This is a genomic window from Kribbella sp. NPDC049584 (assembly GCF_040675555.1).
Lineage (GTDB): Bacteria > Actinomycetota > Actinomycetes > Propionibacteriales > Kribbellaceae > Kribbella.
The window spans coordinates 274,062-292,464 of the sequence record NZ_JBFAPF010000007.1 but is presented as its reverse complement, the minus strand read 5'-3'; the positions used below and the strand labels follow the sequence as shown (position 1 = coordinate 292,464).

Here is an 18,403-nt window from a genome sequence, read left to right as displayed (position 1 = left end):
GAGGCAGCGGCGCGGACTGTCAGACCTCACAGTTCGCCGGGCTGTCCCGTCGTACGGATATGAACCGGGGTATGAACGAGGAGAGGACCGACATGAGCGAGCCGGGCCTGAGCGCGATCATGAGCGAACGGCGGCAGCTGATCAACCTCGCCTACCGGCTACTCGGGTCGCTGGCCGACGCGGAGGACGTGGTCCAGGAGACCTACGCCCGGTGGTACGCGATGACGCCGGCCGAGCAGCAGGCGATCGACAACCCGGCCGCGTGGCTGACCAAGGTCGCCAGCCGGATCTGCCTCGACCTGCTCCGCTCCGCGCGGTCCCGGCGCGAGCGGTACGTCGGTGAGTGGATCCCCGAGCCGCTCCCGGAGAGCACCGAGTGGCACACCGGTCAGCCGGGCGGTACCGGCGATCCGGCCGACCGCGTCACGCTGGACGAGTCCGTCAACATGGCGTTCCTCGTCGTGCTCGACGCGATGACGCCGGCCGAGCGGGTCGCGTTCATCCTGCACGACGTCTTCCGGTATCCGTTCCCGGAGGTGGCCGAGATCGTCGGTCGTACTCCGGCGGCCTGCCGTCAGCTCGCCTCCTCGGCCCGCCGCCGGATCCGCGACGCGCAACTCCCGGCGGCGCCCTCGGCACACCGGGCCGAGCTCATCCGGCAGTTCAAGCAGGCGTGGGAGGCGACCGACATCGCCAAGCTCGTCAGCCTGCTCGACCCCGAGGTCACCGCGGTCGCCGACGGCGGCGGCATCGTGACGGCCGCCCTCGAGCCGGTGCACGGCGGCACAGAGGTCGCGTCGTACTTCGCCGGGCTTCCGGTGTTCATGCTCGGTCGCGAGCTCGTCGAGCGCACGGTGAACGGCCAGCCCGGTCTGGTGATCCAGTTCGAGGGTGTGATCGAGACCGTGATCGCGTTCGACGTGGACGGCGATCACATCACGAACATCTGGGCGATCAGGAACCCGGAGAAGCTGGGGCCCTGGACGAACTGACCAGCGTCATCACGGTCTCCTGCGCACAGGCCTTGTTCACGCCGATCCCGCCGCGACCGCCGCGTTTGATCCAGCCCGCCACATAGTGCCCGGGCCGGCCGACGACGGCGCCGCGGACGTTCGGCACGATCCCACGGTCCGGGTCGAACGGCAGCCCGTCGATCGGCCGACCCTCGAACCCGATCGCGGTGAACAGGTTGCCCGCAGCAATCGTCGTACCGTCGTCCAGCGCGAGACCTTCGGAGCTCCAGGCCGTCGGCCGGGCGTGATACCGCAGCTCGACCCTGTCTCCCGCCGCGGTCAGCAACTCCTGGAACGCCGGCTGCGTGTAGGCGGCCTCGTCCGGGCCTCGGCGGCCGAGCAGAACGACTTCCTTGATTCCGCTGGTCACGAGCGCTCTGCGCACCTGCGGCGATACATCCATCGTCCGCAGCCGCGCCTCGTCGCTCAGCAGGATCCGGGCGACATCCAACGCGACGTTGCCGTTCCCGACGATCACCGCTCGCGGGCCGACAAGCTCGACCGGCAACGTCGAGCCCGGCCGCCCGTTGTACCAGGCAACGAAATCCTCCGCACTGCACGCGGCATCCTCGCCGCTGATCCCCAGCCGACGACTCCGCCGAGCCCCGACGGCGTGGATGACCGCGTCGAACCCATCCGGCAGCCCACCGGCCGCGCCGCCTTCCAGCTCCGTCGCATCGGTGCCCGGCAACCACCGGACGCGCCTGTGGTGGGTGATACGTTCGAAGCTGCTCATGATCTGCTTGGTGCTCGGATGATCCGGCGCAACGCCGTATCGAACGAGCCCGCCGACCTGCTCGAAGCGATCGACCAGCGTCACCTCAGCGGTTGTCCGGAGCAACAACTCACGCGTCGCATACAGACCGGCGGGCCCGGCGCCGACCACCAGCACCCGCCGCGGTTCACCACCCCACACCTGGTACGACGGGGCCTCCCAGCTGTCGAGGTCCATCGCATCGAGCGGCTCCTGCCCCGCGAAGTACGCCGCGTTCCGCTCGACATCCTCAGCCGCGGCCTGCTCGGACGGCTGAGCCGCATCGACCGGACAGATGTCGGCGCACGCCCCGCAGTCGATACACGTCCGGGGATCGATGAACAGACTCGCTCCGGTCCCGAACCCAGGCTCACCAGGCGACGGATGAATGCAGTTCATCGGGCACACCGCCACGCAACTGGCGTCCGAGCAGCACTCCCCCGAGATCGCGTAACTCATACCGGCCCCGCACTCACCGCAGTCACAGCACTCAGAGCACTCAAAGGAGCCCGGTCCGCCGATACACCCGGGACGCGGCCGGCGTCAGCAGCCCGAGCGACCCCAGGAAGTCCATCAAGTTCGCACAGCTCGTCCGCAGCAACGACCGGTGATGCTCGTTCCGCCGCGCCTCACGGACCGCCCGGCCCACATCCAGACCGACGTTCGCGTAGACCGCCGGACCGACCATGCTCGACACGATCATGTCGGCCGCGATCGCGATCACCAGGGCACTCACCCAGCGCCGTCCGCGTCCGGCACCGGCCAACCGCTCCCGAGTCTCCTCGCGAGCGAACACCATGTGCCGCGACTCCTCCACGACATGGATGTGGTTGACCGTACGCACCAACGGCTCGACCCGCCGGTCCCGCATCCAGTCGCGCTGCATGACGTCCAGGACTTCTTCAGCCACGAGGATCGCGGCGTACGCCGACTCGCCCGTCGCGATCGTCTTGAACATCCGCCCGAGCTCGCGGGCCAGCAGCCGCGGCCGGTACGCCGGCTCGACCATCCTCTCCGTTGCCCGCGCGAACATGATCGAGTGCCGGCACTCGTCGGCGATCTCGGTCAGCGCCCATTGGAACTCGGCGCTCCGGGCCGGCTTGTCGTAGACATCCCGAAGGACAAGTTGTTGCAGGATCAGCTCGAACCAGATCCCGGTCGTCGCCACCGAGGCGGACTCGTGCCGGGTCAGTTCCCGCTGCTGAGCCTCGGTCAGCTCGTCCCAGTACGGCGTGCCGTAGAGCGTGCTCCACTCCGGCGACATCCCGTACCCGTCACCGATCGGCGCGTCCCAGTCGATCTCCGTCTCCGGATCCCGGGACAACCGGGTCGCCGACCCGAGCAACCGCTGCGCGGTCTCATCCATCCCACACACCTCCGATGCGATATGACATCGTCCATGTAACATAACCGCTGTCTCACCATCCGGCAAGCCGCCGACCCGGATACCCTCGGGCCTTGTGATGCGGATGTGGCCGCTGTACGCGGCGGGCTTTACGACGGCCTTCGGCGCCCATGCGGTGGCGGCGAACCTCGGCGCGTCGTCGTCGGATGCCGTCACCTCGCTGCTCACGCTCGGCATCCTGCTGGCCTTGTACGACGGAGCCGAGGTGCTGCTGAAGCCGGTGTTCGGGACGATCGCGGACCGGATCGGCGCCCGTCCGGTGCTGCTGCTCGGCCTGGTCGGGTTCGCGATCGCCTCAGGCACCTATGTGCTCGTCGACAGCCCGGGCTGGCTGTGGGTCGCCCGGCTCGGCCAGGGAGCTGCCGCCTCGGCGTTCTCACCGGCAGCCTCGACGCTCGTCGCCCGCTTGAACCCGGCGAGCAAGCACGGGCGTGCCTTCGGTAGCTATGGGTTCTACAAGAGCATCGGGTACACCGCCGGGCCGCTGCTCGGTGGCGGACTGGTGTGGCTGGGTGGCTTCCGGCTGCTGTTCGGTGTGATGACCGTGCTTGCGGCGAGCGTAGCGGTGTGGGCGTTGGTCGCCGTACCCGTTGTGCCTCCGTTGCCGCGGACGCGACAGACCGTGCTCGATCTCACGCGGCGGATCACGGACCCGGCTTTTCTCCGTCCGACCATGGCGCTTGCGGCCGCGACAGCCGCGTTGTCGGTGGGCGTCGGGTTCCTGCCGGTCACGGGTGCCTCCGACGGGCTCGGCACGATTGCCACCGGAGCAGCCGTCTCGTTGCTGGCGGCAACGGCCGCGATCGTTCAGCCCCGGACGGGCCGGGCGCTCGACGCCGGACGGCTGACGACACAGACCGGGATCGCGGTCGGCCTCGGTCTGGCGGCGCTCGGCTTCGGTTGTGCCGCTCTACCCGGGGTCGTGTTCCTGCTGATCGCAGCCGCGCTGATCGGTGCGGGCGCGGGTGTGATCACGCCGCTCGGGTTCGCCGCGCTGGCCGCGAGCACGCCGCCCGAGCGACTCGGGCAGACCATGGGGACCGCCGAGCTCGGTCGTGAACTCGGTGACGCGGGTGGCCCGCTCTTCGTCGCCGCAGTCGCGACCGTCGCAGTCCTGGACGCCGGCTATCTGGCGCTGGCCGTCCTGCTGCTCGTGGGTCTCGTCATACTCGGCCCGAAACGAACCTGAAGAGGCTCTGCCCGGTGATCAAAGGCTCCGGTACGCCGGTGAAGCGGTGCACGCCCACACCGAAGCCGGCGTCGCGGTCGGACAGCCAGACTGGTTCGAAGCCGCGGGCCTCGAACCAGTCACAGATCGACGGCGCCAGATCCGGGTCTTCCCGGTGGCGGGTCCAGATCACCGTTCCGCCCGTGCGGCACAGCTGCGGACTCGCGTCGACGGTCCGCCGGATGTCCTCGGAGCTGATGTTGCCGAAGATCCCGCACAGCAGGACGAGCTCCGCCGGCACGAGACCGACATACTGATCGGTCAGCGACGCGTCACCGGTGACGACCTCCACCTGGCCGAATCCCACGGCCCGCTCCCGAGCGGAGGCAGCCAGCACAGGATCCAGCTCGACGAGCCTCGCCTGCACGTCCGCCCGACGCGTATGGTCTGCCAGCACCTCGAGCAGATCCCTGCCTTGCCCGGCGCAAAGGCTCACCACCGGCACCGGACCAGCGGGAGCTCGGTCGAGCGCCGCCCGGACGTGCTCCTTCACGACCTCGAGCCGACGCGACAGTTCGGAATCGGGATCGTCGTACCGCTCGTGCCACGTCTTCCAATCCATGGCGGGAACCCTAAACGGCCCCACCGACACCGACGCCGCGGTCGGTGGGGCTTTACTGGTGAGACCGGGCAGGTTGACCTGCTACGTGCCGTAATGCTGGCGATCTGTAATCTCGCGGTGACAGAAGGACAGGAACTTCCGGGACCTATGGATAGTTGTCTTTCAGGAGTCCGTGCGCGATCAGAGGAGAGTCATGGCAAGGCGTGTCGAACAGAAGGCTGCGGCCCGGGAGCGGATCGCAGCGCAGCTCGCCGCCCAGCAGGCGGCGGAGCGACGGCGACGCCTTCTGCTCGCGGTGGGTGCGGTCGTCCTGGTCATCGTGATCGTCGGCGGGCTGGTGACGATCCGGCTGGTCGGCGGCGGCAAGAAGACGGCGACCGGACCTTCCGGCGCCGCCGACGCGGCCCTCATCACCGCACTCTCCTCGATCCCGGAGTCGACGTTCTCGACCGTCGGCACCGAGGGTGTGAAGGCGGCGCCGTCCGCGATCACCGCGCCGGCGCTGACCGCGAACGGCAAGCCGAAGGTGCTCTACATCGGCGCCGAGTTCTGCCCGTTCTGCGCGGCCGAGCGCTGGCCGGTGACGGTCGCGCTGTCGCGGTTCGGGACGTTCAGCAACCTCGGTACGACGCACTCGGCGTCCGCTGACGAGTTCCCGAACACGCCGACGCTGTCGTTCCACGGCGCGACGTTCACGAGTCAGTACCTCGCGTTCACCGGCGTCGAGACGACGACGAACGAGCAGGCGGGGAACGGGTACAAACCGCTCGACACCCCGGCGCCCGATGACGAGAAGACGTTCGAGACGTACAACAAACCGCCGTACGTCTCGAGTGAAGGGTCGATCCCGTTCATCGACATCGGCGGCAAGTTCGTGTCGTCCGGCGCGACGTACAGCCCGCAGTTGCTGGCCGGCAAGACCCAGTCGCAGGTCGCGGACGCGCTGAAGGACCCGAACAACGACATCGCGAAGGCCGTCATCGCGTCGGCCAACGTGTACACGGCGGCGATCTGCAAGATCACCAACAACCAGCCGGCCAACGTGTGCACCAGCTCCGCCGTCACCGCGGCGGCCTCGAAGCTCGGCAGCGGGAACAGCTGAACGTGAGCGACACAGCACAGCGGTCCTCCCAGACGTCACTGGGCTGGATCCCATGGGCCACCTTGGTGGTGTCGATCGCAGGCCTGGCGGTCGCCGGGTACCTGACCTATGAACACTTCACGGCCGGTACGACGCTCGCGTGCCCGGACACCGGTGTGGTGAACTGCGCGAAGGTCACCAGCAGCCAGTATTCGAAGGTGTTCGGCATCCCGGTCGCACTGCTCGGCCTCGGCTTCTTCGTCGGCATGACGGCCCTTTCGGTGCCGCCGCTCTGGCGTACGTCGTCGCCGTGGCCGGGGCGGCTGCGCCTGGCCGCCGTACTCGTCGGGGTCGTGTTCATCTGCTACCTGATCTGGGCGGAGCTGTTCCAGATCAACGCCATCTGCTTGTGGTGCACGGTGGTCCACGGCCTGACGCTGATCCTGTTCGCACTCGTGATCATCCGGCAGGCCCTGATCCCGCCGGCATCATGAATTAGGGCCGTCCCGGGTACCGGTGCAGGATGACGACGTACGCCGGGGCGGAGAAATGGGTGCCGCACGACGGCGGCATGCGGAAAGTGCGTGCGACCCTCGGGGACTGCCGCGGATGCGACCTGTGGGAGGACGCCGAGCAGGCCGTCGCGGGTGAAGGGCCGGTCCGGGCTCGCATGATGGTTGTCGGCGAGACGCCCGGTGATCACGAGGACAAGGAAGGCCACGTCTTCGTCGGTCCGGCAGGGCGGCTGCTCGACCGGGCGCTGGCGGAAGCGGGCATCGACCGGTCGGAGATCTACCTGACCAACGCGGTCAAGCACTTCCGGTTCGAACGCGAGGGTAAGCGGCGGATCCACAAGACGCCGTCCGCCGGGCACATATCCGCGTGCCATCCGTGGCTCGCGCGTGAATTCGAGATCGTGAAGCCCGCGCTCGTCGTGATCATGGGCGCCGTCGCCGCACGGTCGCTGATCGGCCCGAGTTTCAGGGTGACGCAGCACCGCGGCGAGAAGGTCGAGCTGCCCGACGGCACCGCCGCAATCGCGACCGTCCACCCGTCAGCGGTGGTCCGGTCGCAGGACTTTACTCGCGATCTCGGTCTGTTCGTCGACGACCTCCGCGCCGCGGTCGCGCTCCTCGGCTGAACGCGGCGTCCTGGTGCGGGTGTCCTGGCGCGGGTGTCCTAGCGCGGTGTCCACCGCCAGTCCCTGACCTCCGGCAGATCCTCGCCGTACGTCGTGACGTACGCGTGGTGACGGGCACGCTGATCGGCGAAGTACTGCCGCGTCGACACCGCCCGGCTGCCCAGCGACGGCACGCGGTCGATAACGTCCATCGCCAGGTGGTACCGATCGAGGTTGTTGCGGACGACCATGTCGAACGGCGTGGTCGTCGTACCTTCCTCGATGTACCCGCGGACGTGCAGGTTGTCGTGCCCGCGCCGGCGGTACGTGAGCCGGTGGACCAGCCAGGGATAGCCGTGGTAGGCGAAGATCACCGGCTTGTCGGTGGTGAACAGCGCGTCGAACTCGGCGTCCGGCAGCCCGTGCGGGTGCTCGCCCTCGGACTGCAGCCGCATCAGGTCGACGACGTTGACGACCCGGATCCGCAGGTCGGGCAGGCGTTCGCGCAGCAGGTCGACCGCGGCGAGCGTCTCCATCGTCGGTACGTCGCCGGCGCAGGCCATCACGACATCCGGCTCGCCCTCGTCGTTGCTGGCGAAGTCCCAGACGCCGACGCCCCGCGCACAGTGCAGCGCGGCAGCGTCCCAGTCGAGCCAGTTGGGCTGCGGTTGCTTGCCTGCGACAACGACGTTGATGTAGTTCCGGGTCCGCAGGCAGTGGTCCATCGTGGACAGCAGGGTGTTGGTGTCCGGCGGCAGGTAGACGCGGACGACCTCGGCCTTCTTGTTCACGACGTGGTCGATGAAGCCCGGGTCCTGGTGCGAGAAGCCGTTGTGGTCCTGCCGCCAGACGTGTGACGTCAGCAGGTAGTTCAGCGACGGGATGGGCCGGCGCCACTCCAGCCGGTTGATCGTCTTCAGCCACTTCGCGTGCTGGTTCACCATCGAGTCGACGATGTGGACGAACGCTTCGTACGACGAGAACAGCCCGTGCCGGCCGGTCAGCAGGTAACCCTCCAACCAGCCCTGGCAGGTGTGCTCGCTGAGGATCTCCAGCACGCGACCGTCACGGGCGAGGTGGTTGTCGGTGTCGAGCAGCTCGGCCTGCCACTGTTTGCCGGTCGTCTCGTAGACGGCGCTCAGCCGGTTGGACTCGGTCTCGTCGGGGCCGAACAAGCGCAGGTTGTTGTCATTCAACCGGAAAGCATCCCGCAGGAACGCCCCGAAGACCCGCGTCGGTTCGCCGTCCTCCGCGCCAGGGATCTTCACCGGTACGGCGTACTCCTCGACCGCCGGCAGCTCGAGATCGCGGCTCAGCACCCCGCCGTTGGCATGCGGGTTCGACCCCATCCTCAGCTCCGGCCCCGGCGCGAGCTCGACGAGCGCCGCAACCGGACGGCCCTCATCGTCGAACAGCTCCTCGGGCCGGTAGCTGCGCATCCACGATTCCAGCTGGCGCAGATGGTCATCGTTCGTCCGTACGCCGGACAGCGGCACCTGATGTGCGCGCCACGTGTTCTCGACCGGCTCCCCGTCGACGATCTGCGGGCCGGTCCAGCCCTTCGGCGTACGGAGCACGATCATCGGCCACGCCGGTCGCGGCGGCGGCTGGGCCGCGGAGCGAACCACCAGCTGGATCTCGTCGATCCGGTCCATGCACAGGTCGAGCGTCGCGGCGAGCGCCTGGTGCACCTCGGCCGGTTCGGAGCCCTCGACCAGATACGGCTCGTAGCCGTACCCCTGCAGCAGCGCGGACAACTCGTCGTCGCCGATCCGCGCCAGCACCGCCGGGTTCGCGATCTTGTAACCGTTCAGGTGCAGGATCGGCAGCACTGCGCCGTCGCGCACCGGGTCGAGGAACTTGTTCGAGTGCCAGGACGCCGCCAGCGGACCAGTCTCTGCCTCGCCGTCGCCGACGACACACGCGACGACGAGTTCGGGGTTGTCCGCGGCAGCGCCGTACGCGTGGCTGAGCGAGTAGCCGAGCTCGCCGCCCTCGTTGATCGACCCCGGGACATCCGCGGCGACATGGCTCGGGATGCCGCCCGGGAACGAGAACTGCTTGAACAGCCGGCCCATGCCGAGCTCGTCCTGCGTAGTGTTCGGGTACTCCGCCGTCCAGCTGCCTTCAAGCCAGGTGTTCGCGACCAGCGCCGGACCGCCATGGCCGGGTCCGGTGACGAACAGCACCTCGCGACCACGCTGCCTGATCACGCGGTTGAAGTGCGCGTAGATCAGGTTCAGCCCGGGCGTCGTACCCCAGTGGCCGAGCAGCCGGGGCTTGATGTGCTCCGGCCGCAGCGGCTCACGGAGAAGTGGATTGGCGAGTAGATAGATCTGCCCGACGGACAGGTAGTTCGCCGCGCGCCAGTAGGCGTCGATGCCGCGCAGTTCGTCGTCGGTCAGTGGTGTGCTGTCGGTCTGCTGCACGGCTGGCTCCCCCAGCTAGCGGCCGACCGCCTTCGCGAGTTCGGCCTTCGTCATCTTCGAGCGACCCTTGACGTTCTTCTGCTTCGCCTCATTGTAAAGCTGGTCCTTGGTGCGGCCCTTGGAGCCGCTGTGCGAGCGCAGGCCCCCGCGCCGGCTGGACGAGATGTCCTGCGTCGACGTACGGCTCTTCTCCTTCGCCTCGCCCGACCGCGCGCGCTCCTTGTTCACCGTGCGCGCCGCAATCTCCTCGGCGACGTCCTCGCTGCGACCGCGCTTCTTCAGCCCGTCCTTGATGTGCTCGTACTGCCGCTCCCGCTTCGGGCTCGATCCTGCAGGCATGTCGTTGCTCCTTCCACCCGATTTTCACCCGATCCGCCAGTACCCGGAGTCACCGCGGTCAATCGTCGGGTTTCGCCGGCGCTCAGGCGGACACCGGAACGCATGCCGACCGAGTTGCCTGCCGCCTCGCCACTCGACACCGGACGTGCGGTGCGAGACATCTTCCTGCCGTTGGTCGCACACGGCGCGGCCCTCCGTCGGCCTCAGGTCGGCACCCTGGCGGAGCGGCTCCACACCGACGACCGCGCGTTGCGGCTGGTGCGCAAGCTCCGTGACAGGTACGGCGACGGTCCGTTGCTGTTCCGGTTCTCCGGCCGGACGATCGCGCTCGTTCTCGCCGCGGACGACGTCCGTCGATTGCTGGCGGAGGCGCCGGACCCCTTCGCTGCGGCGACAGCGCTGCCGCACCTCCAGCCCCATGCTGTCCTCGGCACGGATCCGTCCTTGCGTGCTGCGCGGCGTGAGTCGAACGAGCGAGCGCTCGGCAGTCATCAGCCCGTCCATGAGCACGGACAACGCATGCTGGAGCTCGTCCGCGAGGAGCTCGACATACTGACCGGGACCTTCGGTTGGGACGAGTTCCGCTCGATCTGGTCCCGCGTCGTACGCCGGATCGTCCTCGGAGACTCGGCGCGCGACGACACCTCACTCACGGCTGACCTCGACCAGCTCCGGGCCGATGCGAACTGGGCGGAGCTCCGTCCGCAGCGGGGCGACGTCCGCGAGGGCTTCCTCGATGTCGTCGCCGCGTACGTCGCCAAGGCGGAACCGGGGTCGCTGGTCAGTGCGCTCGCCCACGACGACGGCGTACACGATCCGGCCGGTCAGGTGGCCGAATGGTTGGTCGCGTTCGATACCGCGGGGATCGCGCTCTGGCGGCTGTTCGCCGTACTCGCAACCCGTCCGGCCGAGCTCGAGCCGATCATCACCGAGGCTCGCCATCCCGACGCGTCTCCCCTGCTCGCACACGCCGGCGCGGCGGTCCAGGAGTCGCTCCGGCTCTGGCCGACGACCCCCGTCGTACTGCGTGAGTCGCGCGCGAGCACCGTGTGGCGTGAGCGCATTGCGCCCGCAGGCACCGCGTTCGCGATCGTCAGTTCGGTCTTCCACCGCGACGACGAGGCCGTCGACTTCGCCAACTCCTTCGAACCGAGCATCTGGCTCGACGGCCGCGCCGACGGCTCGTGGCCGATCATCCCGTTCAGCGCGGGCCCGGCCGAGTGCCCCGGCCGCAATGTGGCACTCCTGACCACGAGCACGGCGGTCAGCCATGTTGCCGCCCACTACGACCTCGACGTCGATCCGGCGACCCGCGCGAAGCTGACCGATCCACTCCCCACCACCTTCAACCACACAACCATCCGCATGGGGTTCTGGCGAACCTGACCCTCGACTCCCCGTTTCCGGGCGGCGGCCGGTGGCTACCGGTCGGTTCCGAAACTGTTCCCCACACTGTTGAGATGGAGGGCTGGATGACGACGCTGCAGGCGCTGGTGCTGAGTTGTTCGCTGAAGAAGTCACCGGCGAAGTCGAGTTCGGAGTTCATCGGGCGGGAGATCCTGACCGCGCTGGCCGACCACGACGTCGACGGCGAGCTAGTCCGGGTGGCCGACCACGATGTCCGGTTCGGGGTCAGCGTCGACGAAGGTGACGGCGACGAGTGGCCGGCGCTGCGGGCGAAGGTGCTGGCGGCGGACATCCTGGTCATCGCGACGCCGATCTGGATGGGACAGCCGGCGAGCGTGTGCAAGGTCGTCCTCGAGCGCCTGGACGCCGAGCTGTCGGAGAAGGACGAGCAGGGCCGGCCGTCGGTGTACGGGAAGGTCGCCATGGTCGGTGTCGTGGGCAACGAAGATGGTGCGCATCACGTCAGCGCGGAGGTGTTCCAGGCGCTGAACGACGTCGGATTCACGATCCCGGCGGCCGGTGCGACGTACTGGGTCGGCGAGGCGATGGGCTCGGAGGACTACCAGGACGCCGGACCGAAGCCCGACACCACAGGCCTGACCACGAAGACCGCCGCCGCCAACGCCGCCCATCTCGCCCGCCTCTTGCAGGATGCGCAGTACCCGAGGATCGAGTCATGACCGCGAGCCTCACCGCCACAGTTCTCGGTACTCCGGATCCGCCGGCGTTGGCAGACTTCTACCGAGAACTGCTGGGCTGGGTGGAGATGACACGGGAGCCCGGCTGGGTGCGGTTGCGGGCGCCTGAGCAGGAGCGGCCGGGGCTCAGTTTCCAGCTGGAGACAGACCATGTCCCTCCGGTGTGGCCGCAGGTTGAGGATTCCCAGCAGATGCAGGCCCATCTGGACATCCAGGTCGACGACCTGGATCGCGAGGTCGATCGCGCCGTCGAACTCGGCGCGACGATCGAGTCGCATCAGCCGCAGCCGGACGGCGTCCGGGTCATGCGCGACCCGCACGGGCATCTCTTCTGCCTGTACATTCCCGGCTACTGATAATGCGTTCATGGTTGAGATCGCACTCGTCGGCGCCGGCCGGATCGGGCTTCCGGTAGCTCGTCAGCTCGTCGCCGCGGGACACTCCGTCCGGGTTCACGACGTCCGCCCCGAGGTGGAGCATCAGGCCACGGAACTGGGTGCGACCTGGGGTGAGCCGTTGCCGGACACCGACGTACTCGTGACAGTGCTCCCCGGCAGCCCGGAGCTTCGCGCGCTGATGCTCGACGAGTCCCGACTACTCAACCGCCTCAGGCCCGGCACCAGCTGGCTCGACCTGACCAGCGCCTCCCCCGCCCTCGGGGCCGAACTCGCCGCGGCCGCCGCTCACCAGCGCATCGACTACCTGGAGACTCCGGTGGGCGGCGGCCCCGACGCAGCGGCGGCTGGTGAGCTCACGCTGTACGTCGCGGGCGATTCGACAACCTTTCATCGCCTCCAGCCGATCCTGCGAGCCTTCGCCAAGGACCTGCACTACACCGGCCCACACGGCAGCGGGTACCTGACTAAGCTGCTGGTCAACCTCCTGTGGTTCAACCAGGTCGTCGCGGTCGGCGAGGCCCTCATGCTGGGGCAGAGCGGCGGCCTCGATCCCTTACAGCTCAGGAAGATCCTGCTCGACGGCCCCGCTGCCTCGACCTTCGTCCGGGACGTCGTACCGCGCATGCTGGCCGGGGATCGACTGGCGACGTTCGGCCTCGATCGGATCGTCGAGGAACTCGAATCAATCGAGGATTTCGCGAGCCTGCGGGGCGTTCCAGCTGCCCTCACCTCACTGGTGACCGCCGTACACCGCGACGCGTTCGCCACCTTCGGCGCCGTGGACGGCGAACTGCTCGCCTTCACCCACCTCGAGAACCTCTGGCGTGGCCGGCGACAGAATCCAGGGGTTTGAGTACTGCGATCTTTGGGAACCCATAGGCAACCGCGCTCACCTGAGCGCACCTGGGGTGGGAGGCTCGATCATGGCTATCGGCGGAGTCGACACGTACTACGACTACGACGAGCGCCAGTGGAAGTATCGGCGCCTCGGTGGCGGACCGGTTCACAAGACCGTCGCCCGTCCCGAAACCCTGCCGGCAGACGTCGACGACCAGCGGACGTCGACGCCACCTCGCCGTACCACGCGTGCGTCCGCGTCCGGGCGCGCGACCGCTGAGCCGACCGGCCGCTAGGGCCGGCATACAGAAGCGCTTCGCGCTGGGCAAGCACAAGGCCAGGCCGAGTGCAGCCAAGCTCGAAAGCCGGGTCTCGTCCTGGCGCCCGGGGTTGGGCCCGGCGCGAAGTCACCTGTCCGACCACCACCCCCGTCAGCAAACTCCGGATCAATCGGTCCCGTCACCGGCGAGTTCCGCAGGGTCGACACGGGATCGCTCGCAAGGCGGGCACAGCCTGGTCGTAGGGATTGCTGTCAGCCGGTGAGCGGGGATCGGGCGCCCGCAGATCTCGCAGATGCCGAATGTGCCACGACTGAGGCGGAACTGTGCGGCGTCGATTTCCGCCAAGGCACGGCGCGCACCGGCCGTCAACGCGGCGCGGACCTCTTCGTGGGCCTTCGAGCAGGGCGCGTCCGCGTCGTACGACAGGCTGATGAGTTGCTCGAGCCTGAATTCCCGCTCCTGGTCGAGTTCGCGACGGAACCACGCCAGGTCCAGAGAGCGCTCCCCCAGCGGCGCCTGATCCGAGACGACCATGACCCGATCTCCTTGTCGTGCAGGGCGCACCGTCAGGTACCCGGATCAGGCGTCGAGTAATACCTGACCGCGCCGCGGCGGCGACGCGCGTGCCGACGGCGGACGGCGGGTACCGCGAGGACGACCGTGACCACCGCCCCGACGAAAGGCAGACGATGAGCAACGATCCGAGGACGAGGTACGCCGGGCCGGACGAGCAGGAGCCGCAGCAGCAGGAGCACCCCGGACACAGCGGCTCGATGAGCCCTGAGCCGGACTACGGCGAGAAGACGTACCGCGGCAGCGGGAAACTGGCCGGCAAGCGCGCGTTGATCACCGGTGGCGACTCAGGGATCGGGCGCGCCGTCGCGCTGGCGTTCGCGCGCGAGGGCGCGGACGTGATGATCTCTCACCTCGAGGCCGAGGAGCAGGACGCGCGGGAGACCTGCCGCCTGGTCCGGGAATCAGGCAGTACGGCGGCCGCGCTGGCAGGCGACATCCAGGACGAGCAGCACTGCCGCCGCCTCGTCGAGCAGTGTGTGCAGGAGCTCGGCGGACTCGACATCCTGGTCAACAACGCGGCGTACCAGATGTCGCAGGACGGTATCGCGAACATCTCCACCGAGCAGTTCGACCAGGTGATGAAGACCAACGTCTACGCGATGTTCTGGCTCTGCAAAGCCGCCCTGCCGCACCTGAGCGAGGGGTCGGCGATCATCAACACGACGTCGATCCAGGCGTACGAACCGTCGCCGAACCTCCTCGACTACGCCACCAGCAAGGCCGCGATCCTCAACTTCACCAAGGGGCTCGCGCAGGAGCTGGCGCCGAAGGGCATCCGCGTCAACTCCGTCGCACCCGGTCCCATCTGGACGCCGCTCATCCCGGCGACCATGCCCGCGGAAAAGGTCGGCGAATTTGGTGCCGACACGCCACTGGGCCGCGCCGGTCAGCCGGCCGAGCTGGCGCCGCTGTACGTGTTCCTCGCCTCGGACGACTCGACGTACGTCACCGGCGAACGCATCGGCGCGACCGGTGGACGCCCGCTGCCCTGACGCGTCGGCCATCCCGGGTGGTTCGGCTCGCGGCGGGCGGGAACCGGAGCGATATGACGGTGAAGCTGAACAAGAAGGCGTTCGAGCACGCGAAGTATCTCGTCGGTAAAGGCCAGACGGTCAAGGATGAGCGGGACGACTGGAGCGAGCACGCCCCGACCGCGGCCGAGCAGAACGAGTACCTGGACAAGCACGGCTGGAGTGACTACAGCCTGTGGTTCCTGGGCGTCGACGACGAGATGGGCGAGGAGACGAAGGGCCACTACGAGTTCCCGTACGGCGACTTCCGCCGCGTGCACCGCTGCGGCGTGATCAGCGCCGAGTCACGCGCCGGGCAGTACAACCACCCCGAGATCCAGGAAGCCCTCGAAAAGATCCACGAACTCATCGACGGCGACCACGCCTGACTGGATCAAGCCACGCGGTAGGCCGCAGCGGCAGCGGAGAGCCAGGTCAGGCCGTGGCCGGGGGCACTCGACGGCGTCGCGGTGCCTCCGGCCGGCTTGGGCAGTCCCTCGAACAGCATCGACTCGATGCGTACGTGGTCGTGGAACCACTCCAGGTGGCGGAGGTTCGGCACCGCGGCAAGAGGCGCCAGATGGAGTCCGGGTGCACAGTGGCCGGACACCTGGAGTCCGTGTGCCTCGGCGACGGCGGCGATCCGCAGGAGTTCGGTGATGCCGCCGCACCGGGTCACGTCGACCTGCACGCAATCGACCGCACCGGCCGCGCACAGGCGCTCGAAGTACACCAGGTCGTAGCCGTACTCCCCCGCTGTCACGTCGATGGTCGTCTGCTCTCGGACAGCACGGAGCCCGGCCAGGTCGTCCGACGACACCGGCTCCTCGAACCAGGTCACGTCGTACAACGACAGGCACGCCGCGATCCGCCGAGCCTGGCCGACGCGGTAGCCGCCGTTCGCGTCGACGAACAGCTCGGCGTCGCCGACGACCTTCCGCGCCTGGGCGACCCGGCGCAGATCCCGGTCCTCGGCCGCTCCGCTGCTCTCGCCGATCTTGATCTTGATCCGCGGGATCCCCTGTTCCACCCAACCGGACAGCTGGTCGGCCAACTGCCGGTCGTCGTACGTCGTGAAGCCGCCGCTGCCGTACACCGGAACGCTCCCGTGCACCGCTCCCAGTAAACGGTGCAGAGGCACGTCCAGTAGTCGCGCCTTCAGATCCCACAACGCGCAGTCCACGGCCGACATCGCCATGCCGCCAACGCCGGGCCGGCCGATGTTGCGCAGAGCTGCGCGCATCGCGGTCCAGCAGCCACCGACATCCGTCGCCGCCCGGCCCTCGACTACGGCGGCCAGGTCTCGCGTAACGACCGTGGCACAGGCCGGCGACCCGTACGTCCAGCCCGTTCCCGTGCGCCCTTCCGCGGAGATCTCGACCAAGGTCAGCGTCGTACTGTCCCAGGCGAAAGTCCCGTCCGCTTCGGGCGCGTCGGTCGGGATCGTGTACGCCGACGCCCGGACCGACTCGATCGTCATGACTTGCCTGGCAGGAACTCCTGGACCTTCGACTTCACGCCTTCCTTGACCATGCTGACCCGGTCGGTGTCGCCGCGCACGATCGACTCCAGCGCCTTCTCCAGCTGGTCCCAGGTCGCATGCGGAGGGATCGGCGGTACGGCGGGATCCGTGCGGAACTCGACCACGCACGGCCGGTCCGAGCGCAGCGCCTCGTCCCAGGCCGGCGCGACCTCCTCGGGCTTCTCCGCCGTCACGCCGTGCAGCCCGAGCAGCCGCGCGTACCCGGCGTACGGGAACTCCGGCAGCTCCTGAGAAGGCAGGAACTGGGGCGAGCCACCCATCGCCCGCAGTTCCCACGTCACCTGGTTCAGATCGTTGTTGTGCAGTACGGCGACCACCAGCCGCGGATCCGCCCACTCCTGCCAGTACTTCGCGATCGTGATCAGCTCGTTGATCCCGTTCATCTGCATCGCGCCGTCACCCACCAGCGCGTACGCCGGCCGGTCCGGCAGCCCGAACTTCGCGCCGATCACGTACGGCACCCCGGGCCCCATCGTCGCCAGCGTGCCGGACAACGATCCGCGCATGTCGTCACGGAACTTGATGTGCCGCGCGTACCAGTTCGCGGCCGACCCCGAGTCGGCCGCCAGAATGGCGTTCGACGGGAGTCGCCCCGACAACTCGTGGAAGACCAGCTCCGGGTTGATCGGATCGGCCGACGTGTGCGCCCGCCGCTCCATGACCTCCCACCATCGCGCGACGTTCGACTCGATCCCCGACCGCCAGGACCGGTCGTTCTTGCGCTGGACCAGCGGGATCAGCTCGCGCAACGTCCGGGCCGCATCGCCGACCAGGTTCACCTCGAACGGGTACCGCATCCCGATCATCGTCGGATCCAGGTCGATCTGGATCGCCCGCGCCTGGTCGAACGCCGGCAGGAACTGGGTGTACGGGAAGTTCGATCCGACGACCAGCAGGGTGTCGCAGTCCATCATCATCTCGTACGACGGCCTGGTGCCGAGCAACCCGATCGAGCCGGTCACCCACGGCAGGTCGTCGCTGAGAACATCCTTGCCCAGCAGGGCTTTCGCGACGCCGGCGCCGGTCATCTCGGCGAGCGCCGTGACCTCGTCGACCGCGCCGCGCGCACCTTGACCGACGAGGATCGCGATCTTCTCCCCCGCGTTCAGAATCTCCGCGGCCCGGTCGAGCTGGTCGGCTGCCGGGACCGGCGCCGACCAGCTCAGATCGAGGCTCGAGGGAACCATCTTGAACGCGTGCGACGGTGCCGTGTACTCGAGCTCCTGCACGTCCGACGGAATGATGAGCGCGGTGACGGTACGCCGGGACGCCGCGATCCGGATCGCCCTGTCGAGCACGTTCGGCAGTTGCTCCGGGACCATCACCGTCTCGATGTACTCCGACGCGACGTCCTTGAACAGGGTGTGCAGGTCGACCTCCTGCTGGTAGCTGCCGCCCATCGCGCTCCGGGCCGTCTGGCCGACGATCGCCACCACCGGCACATGGTCGAGCTTCGCGTCGTACAGCCCGTTCAGCAGGTGGATCGCTCCCGGGCCGCTGGTCGCCGTACAGACACCGACGCGGCCGGTGAACTTGGCATAACCGACCGCCTCGAACGCCGCCATCTCCTCGTGCCGCGCCTGCACGAACTTCGGCTCGTTGCCCGCCTTCTCCCACGCCGACAACAGCCCGTTGATCCCGTCACCGGCGTACCCGAAGACATGATCGACACCCCAGTCACGCAGGCGTTGAAGTACGAAGTCGCCAACTGTCGTGCTCATA

20 protein-coding genes are annotated in these 18,403 nt (G+C 68.4%); 12 read left to right on the top strand and 8 right to left on the bottom strand.

The features are described from left to right. The first annotated feature begins 71 nt into the window (after positions 1 to 71). Entirely contained in the window at positions 72 to 992 is a 921-nt protein-coding gene (sigJ, locus tag AB0J62_RS24810) for an RNA polymerase sigma factor SigJ (RefSeq protein ID WP_363875548.1), read from the top strand. Here sigJ and AB0J62_RS24805 read toward each other — a convergent pair. Continuing rightward, a complete protein-coding gene (locus AB0J62_RS24805; RefSeq protein ID WP_363875545.1) occupies positions 955 to 2,226 on the bottom strand; it encodes an FAD-dependent oxidoreductase in 1,272 nt (423 codons plus the stop codon). The two genes, sigJ and AB0J62_RS24805, sit on opposite strands and share 38 nt — an antisense overlap. Before the next feature lie 40 nt (positions 2,227 to 2,266). After that, positions 2,267 to 3,133 carry a diiron oxygenase gene (locus AB0J62_RS24800; protein WP_363875542.1) on the bottom strand — a complete coding sequence of 289 codons (867 nt, stop codon included), beginning with the start codon at positions 3,131 to 3,133 and terminating at the stop codon, positions 2,267 to 2,269. A 97-nt stretch (positions 3,134 to 3,230) separates the two neighbouring features. Here AB0J62_RS24800 and AB0J62_RS24795 point away from each other — a divergent pair, with 97 nt between their 5' ends. Beyond that, positions 3,231 to 4,361: an MFS transporter gene (locus tag AB0J62_RS24795; RefSeq protein WP_363875900.1), complete on the top strand. Its 1,131-nt coding sequence runs from the start codon at positions 3,231 to 3,233 to the stop codon at positions 4,359 to 4,361. Here AB0J62_RS24795 and AB0J62_RS24790 read toward each other — a convergent pair. Beyond that, a complete protein-coding gene (locus AB0J62_RS24790; RefSeq protein WP_363875539.1) occupies positions 4,336 to 4,962 on the bottom strand; it encodes an SAM-dependent methyltransferase in 627 nt (208 codons plus the stop codon). The genes AB0J62_RS24795 and AB0J62_RS24790 overlap by 26 nt on opposite strands. Before the next feature lie 193 nt (positions 4,963 to 5,155). Here AB0J62_RS24790 and AB0J62_RS24785 point away from each other — a divergent pair, with 193 nt between their 5' ends. The 3 genes from AB0J62_RS24785 to AB0J62_RS24775 are packed head-to-tail and all read left to right on the top strand — an operon-like array spanning position 5,156 to position 7,184. Further along, positions 5,156 to 6,064, top strand: coding sequence for a DUF929 family protein (locus AB0J62_RS24785; protein WP_363875536.1), 909 nt, complete (start codon positions 5,156 to 5,158; stop codon positions 6,062 to 6,064). 2 nt (positions 6,065 to 6,066) lie between these two features. Beyond that, positions 6,067 to 6,537 carry a vitamin K epoxide reductase family protein gene (locus AB0J62_RS24780; RefSeq protein WP_238159633.1) on the top strand — a complete coding sequence of 157 codons (471 nt, stop codon included), beginning with the start codon at positions 6,067 to 6,069 and terminating at the stop codon, positions 6,535 to 6,537. 29 nt (positions 6,538 to 6,566) lie between these two features. Next, the gene (locus tag AB0J62_RS24775; protein ID WP_363875533.1) at positions 6,567 to 7,184 is read left to right on the top strand and encodes a UdgX family uracil-DNA binding protein; all 618 of its coding nucleotides are present in this window, start codon (positions 6,567 to 6,569) and stop codon (positions 7,182 to 7,184) included. Positions 7,185 to 7,222: 38 nt separating this feature from the next. Here the strand turns inward: AB0J62_RS24775 and AB0J62_RS24770 are convergent, their stop codons facing one another. Beyond that, entirely contained in the window at positions 7,223 to 9,592 is a 2,370-nt protein-coding gene (locus AB0J62_RS24770) for a phosphoketolase family protein (RefSeq protein ID WP_363875530.1), read from the bottom strand. A gap of 15 nt (positions 9,593 to 9,607) precedes the next feature. Beyond that, positions 9,608 to 9,931: a plasmid stabilization protein gene (locus AB0J62_RS24765; RefSeq protein WP_134099862.1), complete on the bottom strand. Its 324-nt coding sequence runs from the start codon at positions 9,929 to 9,931 to the stop codon at positions 9,608 to 9,610. A gap of 102 nt (positions 9,932 to 10,033) precedes the next feature. On the opposite strand from AB0J62_RS24765, the gene AB0J62_RS24760 reads away from it, so the two are divergent. The 5 genes from AB0J62_RS24760 (at position 10,034) to AB0J62_RS24740 (ending at position 13,567) form a co-directional block, all read left to right on the top strand. Beyond that, the gene (locus tag AB0J62_RS24760) at positions 10,034 to 11,317 is read left to right on the top strand and encodes a cytochrome P450 (RefSeq protein ID WP_363875526.1); all 1,284 of its coding nucleotides are present in this window, start codon (positions 10,034 to 10,036) and stop codon (positions 11,315 to 11,317) included. A gap of 86 nt (positions 11,318 to 11,403) precedes the next feature. Further along, a complete protein-coding gene (locus AB0J62_RS24755; RefSeq protein WP_363875522.1) occupies positions 11,404 to 12,018 on the top strand; it encodes an NAD(P)H-dependent oxidoreductase in 615 nt (204 codons plus the stop codon). Further along, a complete protein-coding gene (locus AB0J62_RS24750) occupies positions 12,015 to 12,392 on the top strand; it encodes a VOC family protein (RefSeq protein ID WP_363875519.1) in 378 nt (125 codons plus the stop codon). The genes AB0J62_RS24755 and AB0J62_RS24750 overlap by 4 nt, the downstream gene beginning before the upstream one ends. Before the next feature lie 10 nt (positions 12,393 to 12,402). Further along, entirely contained in the window at positions 12,403 to 13,287 is an 885-nt protein-coding gene (locus tag AB0J62_RS24745) for an NAD(P)-dependent oxidoreductase (protein WP_363875516.1), read from the top strand. 70 nt (positions 13,288 to 13,357) lie between these two features. Beyond that, positions 13,358 to 13,567: a hypothetical protein gene (locus AB0J62_RS24740; protein ID WP_363875513.1), complete on the top strand. Its 210-nt coding sequence runs from the start codon at positions 13,358 to 13,360 to the stop codon at positions 13,565 to 13,567. Between the two features lie 150 nt (positions 13,568 to 13,717). Here the strand turns inward: AB0J62_RS24740 and AB0J62_RS24735 are convergent, their stop codons facing one another. Continuing rightward, positions 13,718 to 14,086 carry a TraR/DksA C4-type zinc finger protein gene (locus tag AB0J62_RS24735; RefSeq protein WP_363875510.1) on the bottom strand — a complete coding sequence of 123 codons (369 nt, stop codon included), beginning with the start codon at positions 14,084 to 14,086 and terminating at the stop codon, positions 13,718 to 13,720. An 89-nt stretch (positions 14,087 to 14,175) separates the two neighbouring features. On the opposite strand from AB0J62_RS24735, the gene AB0J62_RS24730 reads away from it, so the two are divergent. Both AB0J62_RS24730 and AB0J62_RS24725 read left to right on the top strand, forming a co-directional pair. Next, positions 14,176 to 15,120: an SDR family oxidoreductase gene (locus AB0J62_RS24730; protein ID WP_363875507.1), complete on the top strand. Its 945-nt coding sequence runs from the start codon at positions 14,176 to 14,178 to the stop codon at positions 15,118 to 15,120. 53 nt (positions 15,121 to 15,173) lie between these two features. Next, positions 15,174 to 15,527, top strand: a complete 354-nt coding sequence (locus AB0J62_RS24725; protein ID WP_363875504.1) for a hypothetical protein — start codon at positions 15,174 to 15,176, stop codon at positions 15,525 to 15,527. Between the two features lie 5 nt (positions 15,528 to 15,532). On the opposite strand, the gene AB0J62_RS24720 is transcribed toward AB0J62_RS24725, so the two are convergent. Together AB0J62_RS24720 and AB0J62_RS24715 are read right to left on the bottom strand one after the other, a co-directional pair. Next, on the bottom strand, positions 15,533 to 16,618 hold the full coding sequence (locus AB0J62_RS24720; protein WP_363875501.1) for an enolase C-terminal domain-like protein: 1,086 nt from the start codon (positions 16,616 to 16,618) through the stop codon (positions 15,533 to 15,535). After that, a complete protein-coding gene (locus AB0J62_RS24715; RefSeq protein ID WP_363875497.1) occupies positions 16,615 to 18,402 on the bottom strand; it encodes a thiamine pyrophosphate-requiring protein in 1,788 nt (595 codons plus the stop codon). The genes AB0J62_RS24720 and AB0J62_RS24715 overlap by 4 nt, the downstream gene beginning before the upstream one ends. Position 18,403 lies beyond the last annotated feature (1 nt).

Excerpts from the sequence above, each read along its gene's own strand:
- AB0J62_RS24745 (WP_363875516.1), top strand. The coding sequence starts at position 12,403 with ATGGTTGAGATCGCACTCGTCGGCGCCGGCCGGATCGGGCTTCCGGTA.
- AB0J62_RS24795 (WP_363875900.1), top strand. The coding sequence starts at position 3,231 with ATGCGGATGTGGCCGCTGTACGCGGCGGGCTTTACGACGGCCTTCGGC.
- AB0J62_RS24715 (WP_363875497.1), bottom strand. The coding sequence starts at position 18,402 with ATGAGCACGACAGTTGGCGACTTCGTACTTCAACGCCTGCGTGACTGG.
- AB0J62_RS24800 (WP_363875542.1), bottom strand. The coding sequence starts at position 3,133 with ATGGATGAGACCGCGCAGCGGTTGCTCGGGTCGGCGACCCGGTTGTCC.
- AB0J62_RS24775 (WP_363875533.1), top strand. The coding sequence starts at position 6,567 with ATGACGACGTACGCCGGGGCGGAGAAATGGGTGCCGCACGACGGCGGC.
- AB0J62_RS24805 (WP_363875545.1), bottom strand. The coding sequence starts at position 2,226 with ATGAGTTACGCGATCTCGGGGGAGTGCTGCTCGGACGCCAGTTGCGTG.
- sigJ (WP_363875548.1), top strand. The coding sequence starts at position 72 with ATGAACGAGGAGAGGACCGACATGAGCGAGCCGGGCCTGAGCGCGATC.
- AB0J62_RS24765 (WP_134099862.1), bottom strand. The coding sequence starts at position 9,931 with ATGCCTGCAGGATCGAGCCCGAAGCGGGAGCGGCAGTACGAGCACATC.
- AB0J62_RS24760 (WP_363875526.1), top strand. The coding sequence starts at position 10,034 with ATGCCGACCGAGTTGCCTGCCGCCTCGCCACTCGACACCGGACGTGCG.
- AB0J62_RS24755 (WP_363875522.1), top strand. The coding sequence starts at position 11,404 with ATGACGACGCTGCAGGCGCTGGTGCTGAGTTGTTCGCTGAAGAAGTCA.
- AB0J62_RS24750 (WP_363875519.1), top strand. The coding sequence starts at position 12,015 with ATGACCGCGAGCCTCACCGCCACAGTTCTCGGTACTCCGGATCCGCCG.
- AB0J62_RS24735 (WP_363875510.1), bottom strand. The coding sequence starts at position 14,086 with ATGGTCGTCTCGGATCAGGCGCCGCTGGGGGAGCGCTCTCTGGACCTG.
- AB0J62_RS24790 (WP_363875539.1), bottom strand. The coding sequence starts at position 4,962 with ATGGATTGGAAGACGTGGCACGAGCGGTACGACGATCCCGATTCCGAA.
- AB0J62_RS24720 (WP_363875501.1), bottom strand. The coding sequence starts at position 16,618 with ATGACGATCGAGTCGGTCCGGGCGTCGGCGTACACGATCCCGACCGAC.
- AB0J62_RS24785 (WP_363875536.1), top strand. The coding sequence starts at position 5,156 with ATGGCAAGGCGTGTCGAACAGAAGGCTGCGGCCCGGGAGCGGATCGCA.
- AB0J62_RS24740 (WP_363875513.1), top strand. The coding sequence starts at position 13,358 with ATGGCTATCGGCGGAGTCGACACGTACTACGACTACGACGAGCGCCAG.
- AB0J62_RS24725 (WP_363875504.1), top strand. The coding sequence starts at position 15,174 with ATGACGGTGAAGCTGAACAAGAAGGCGTTCGAGCACGCGAAGTATCTC.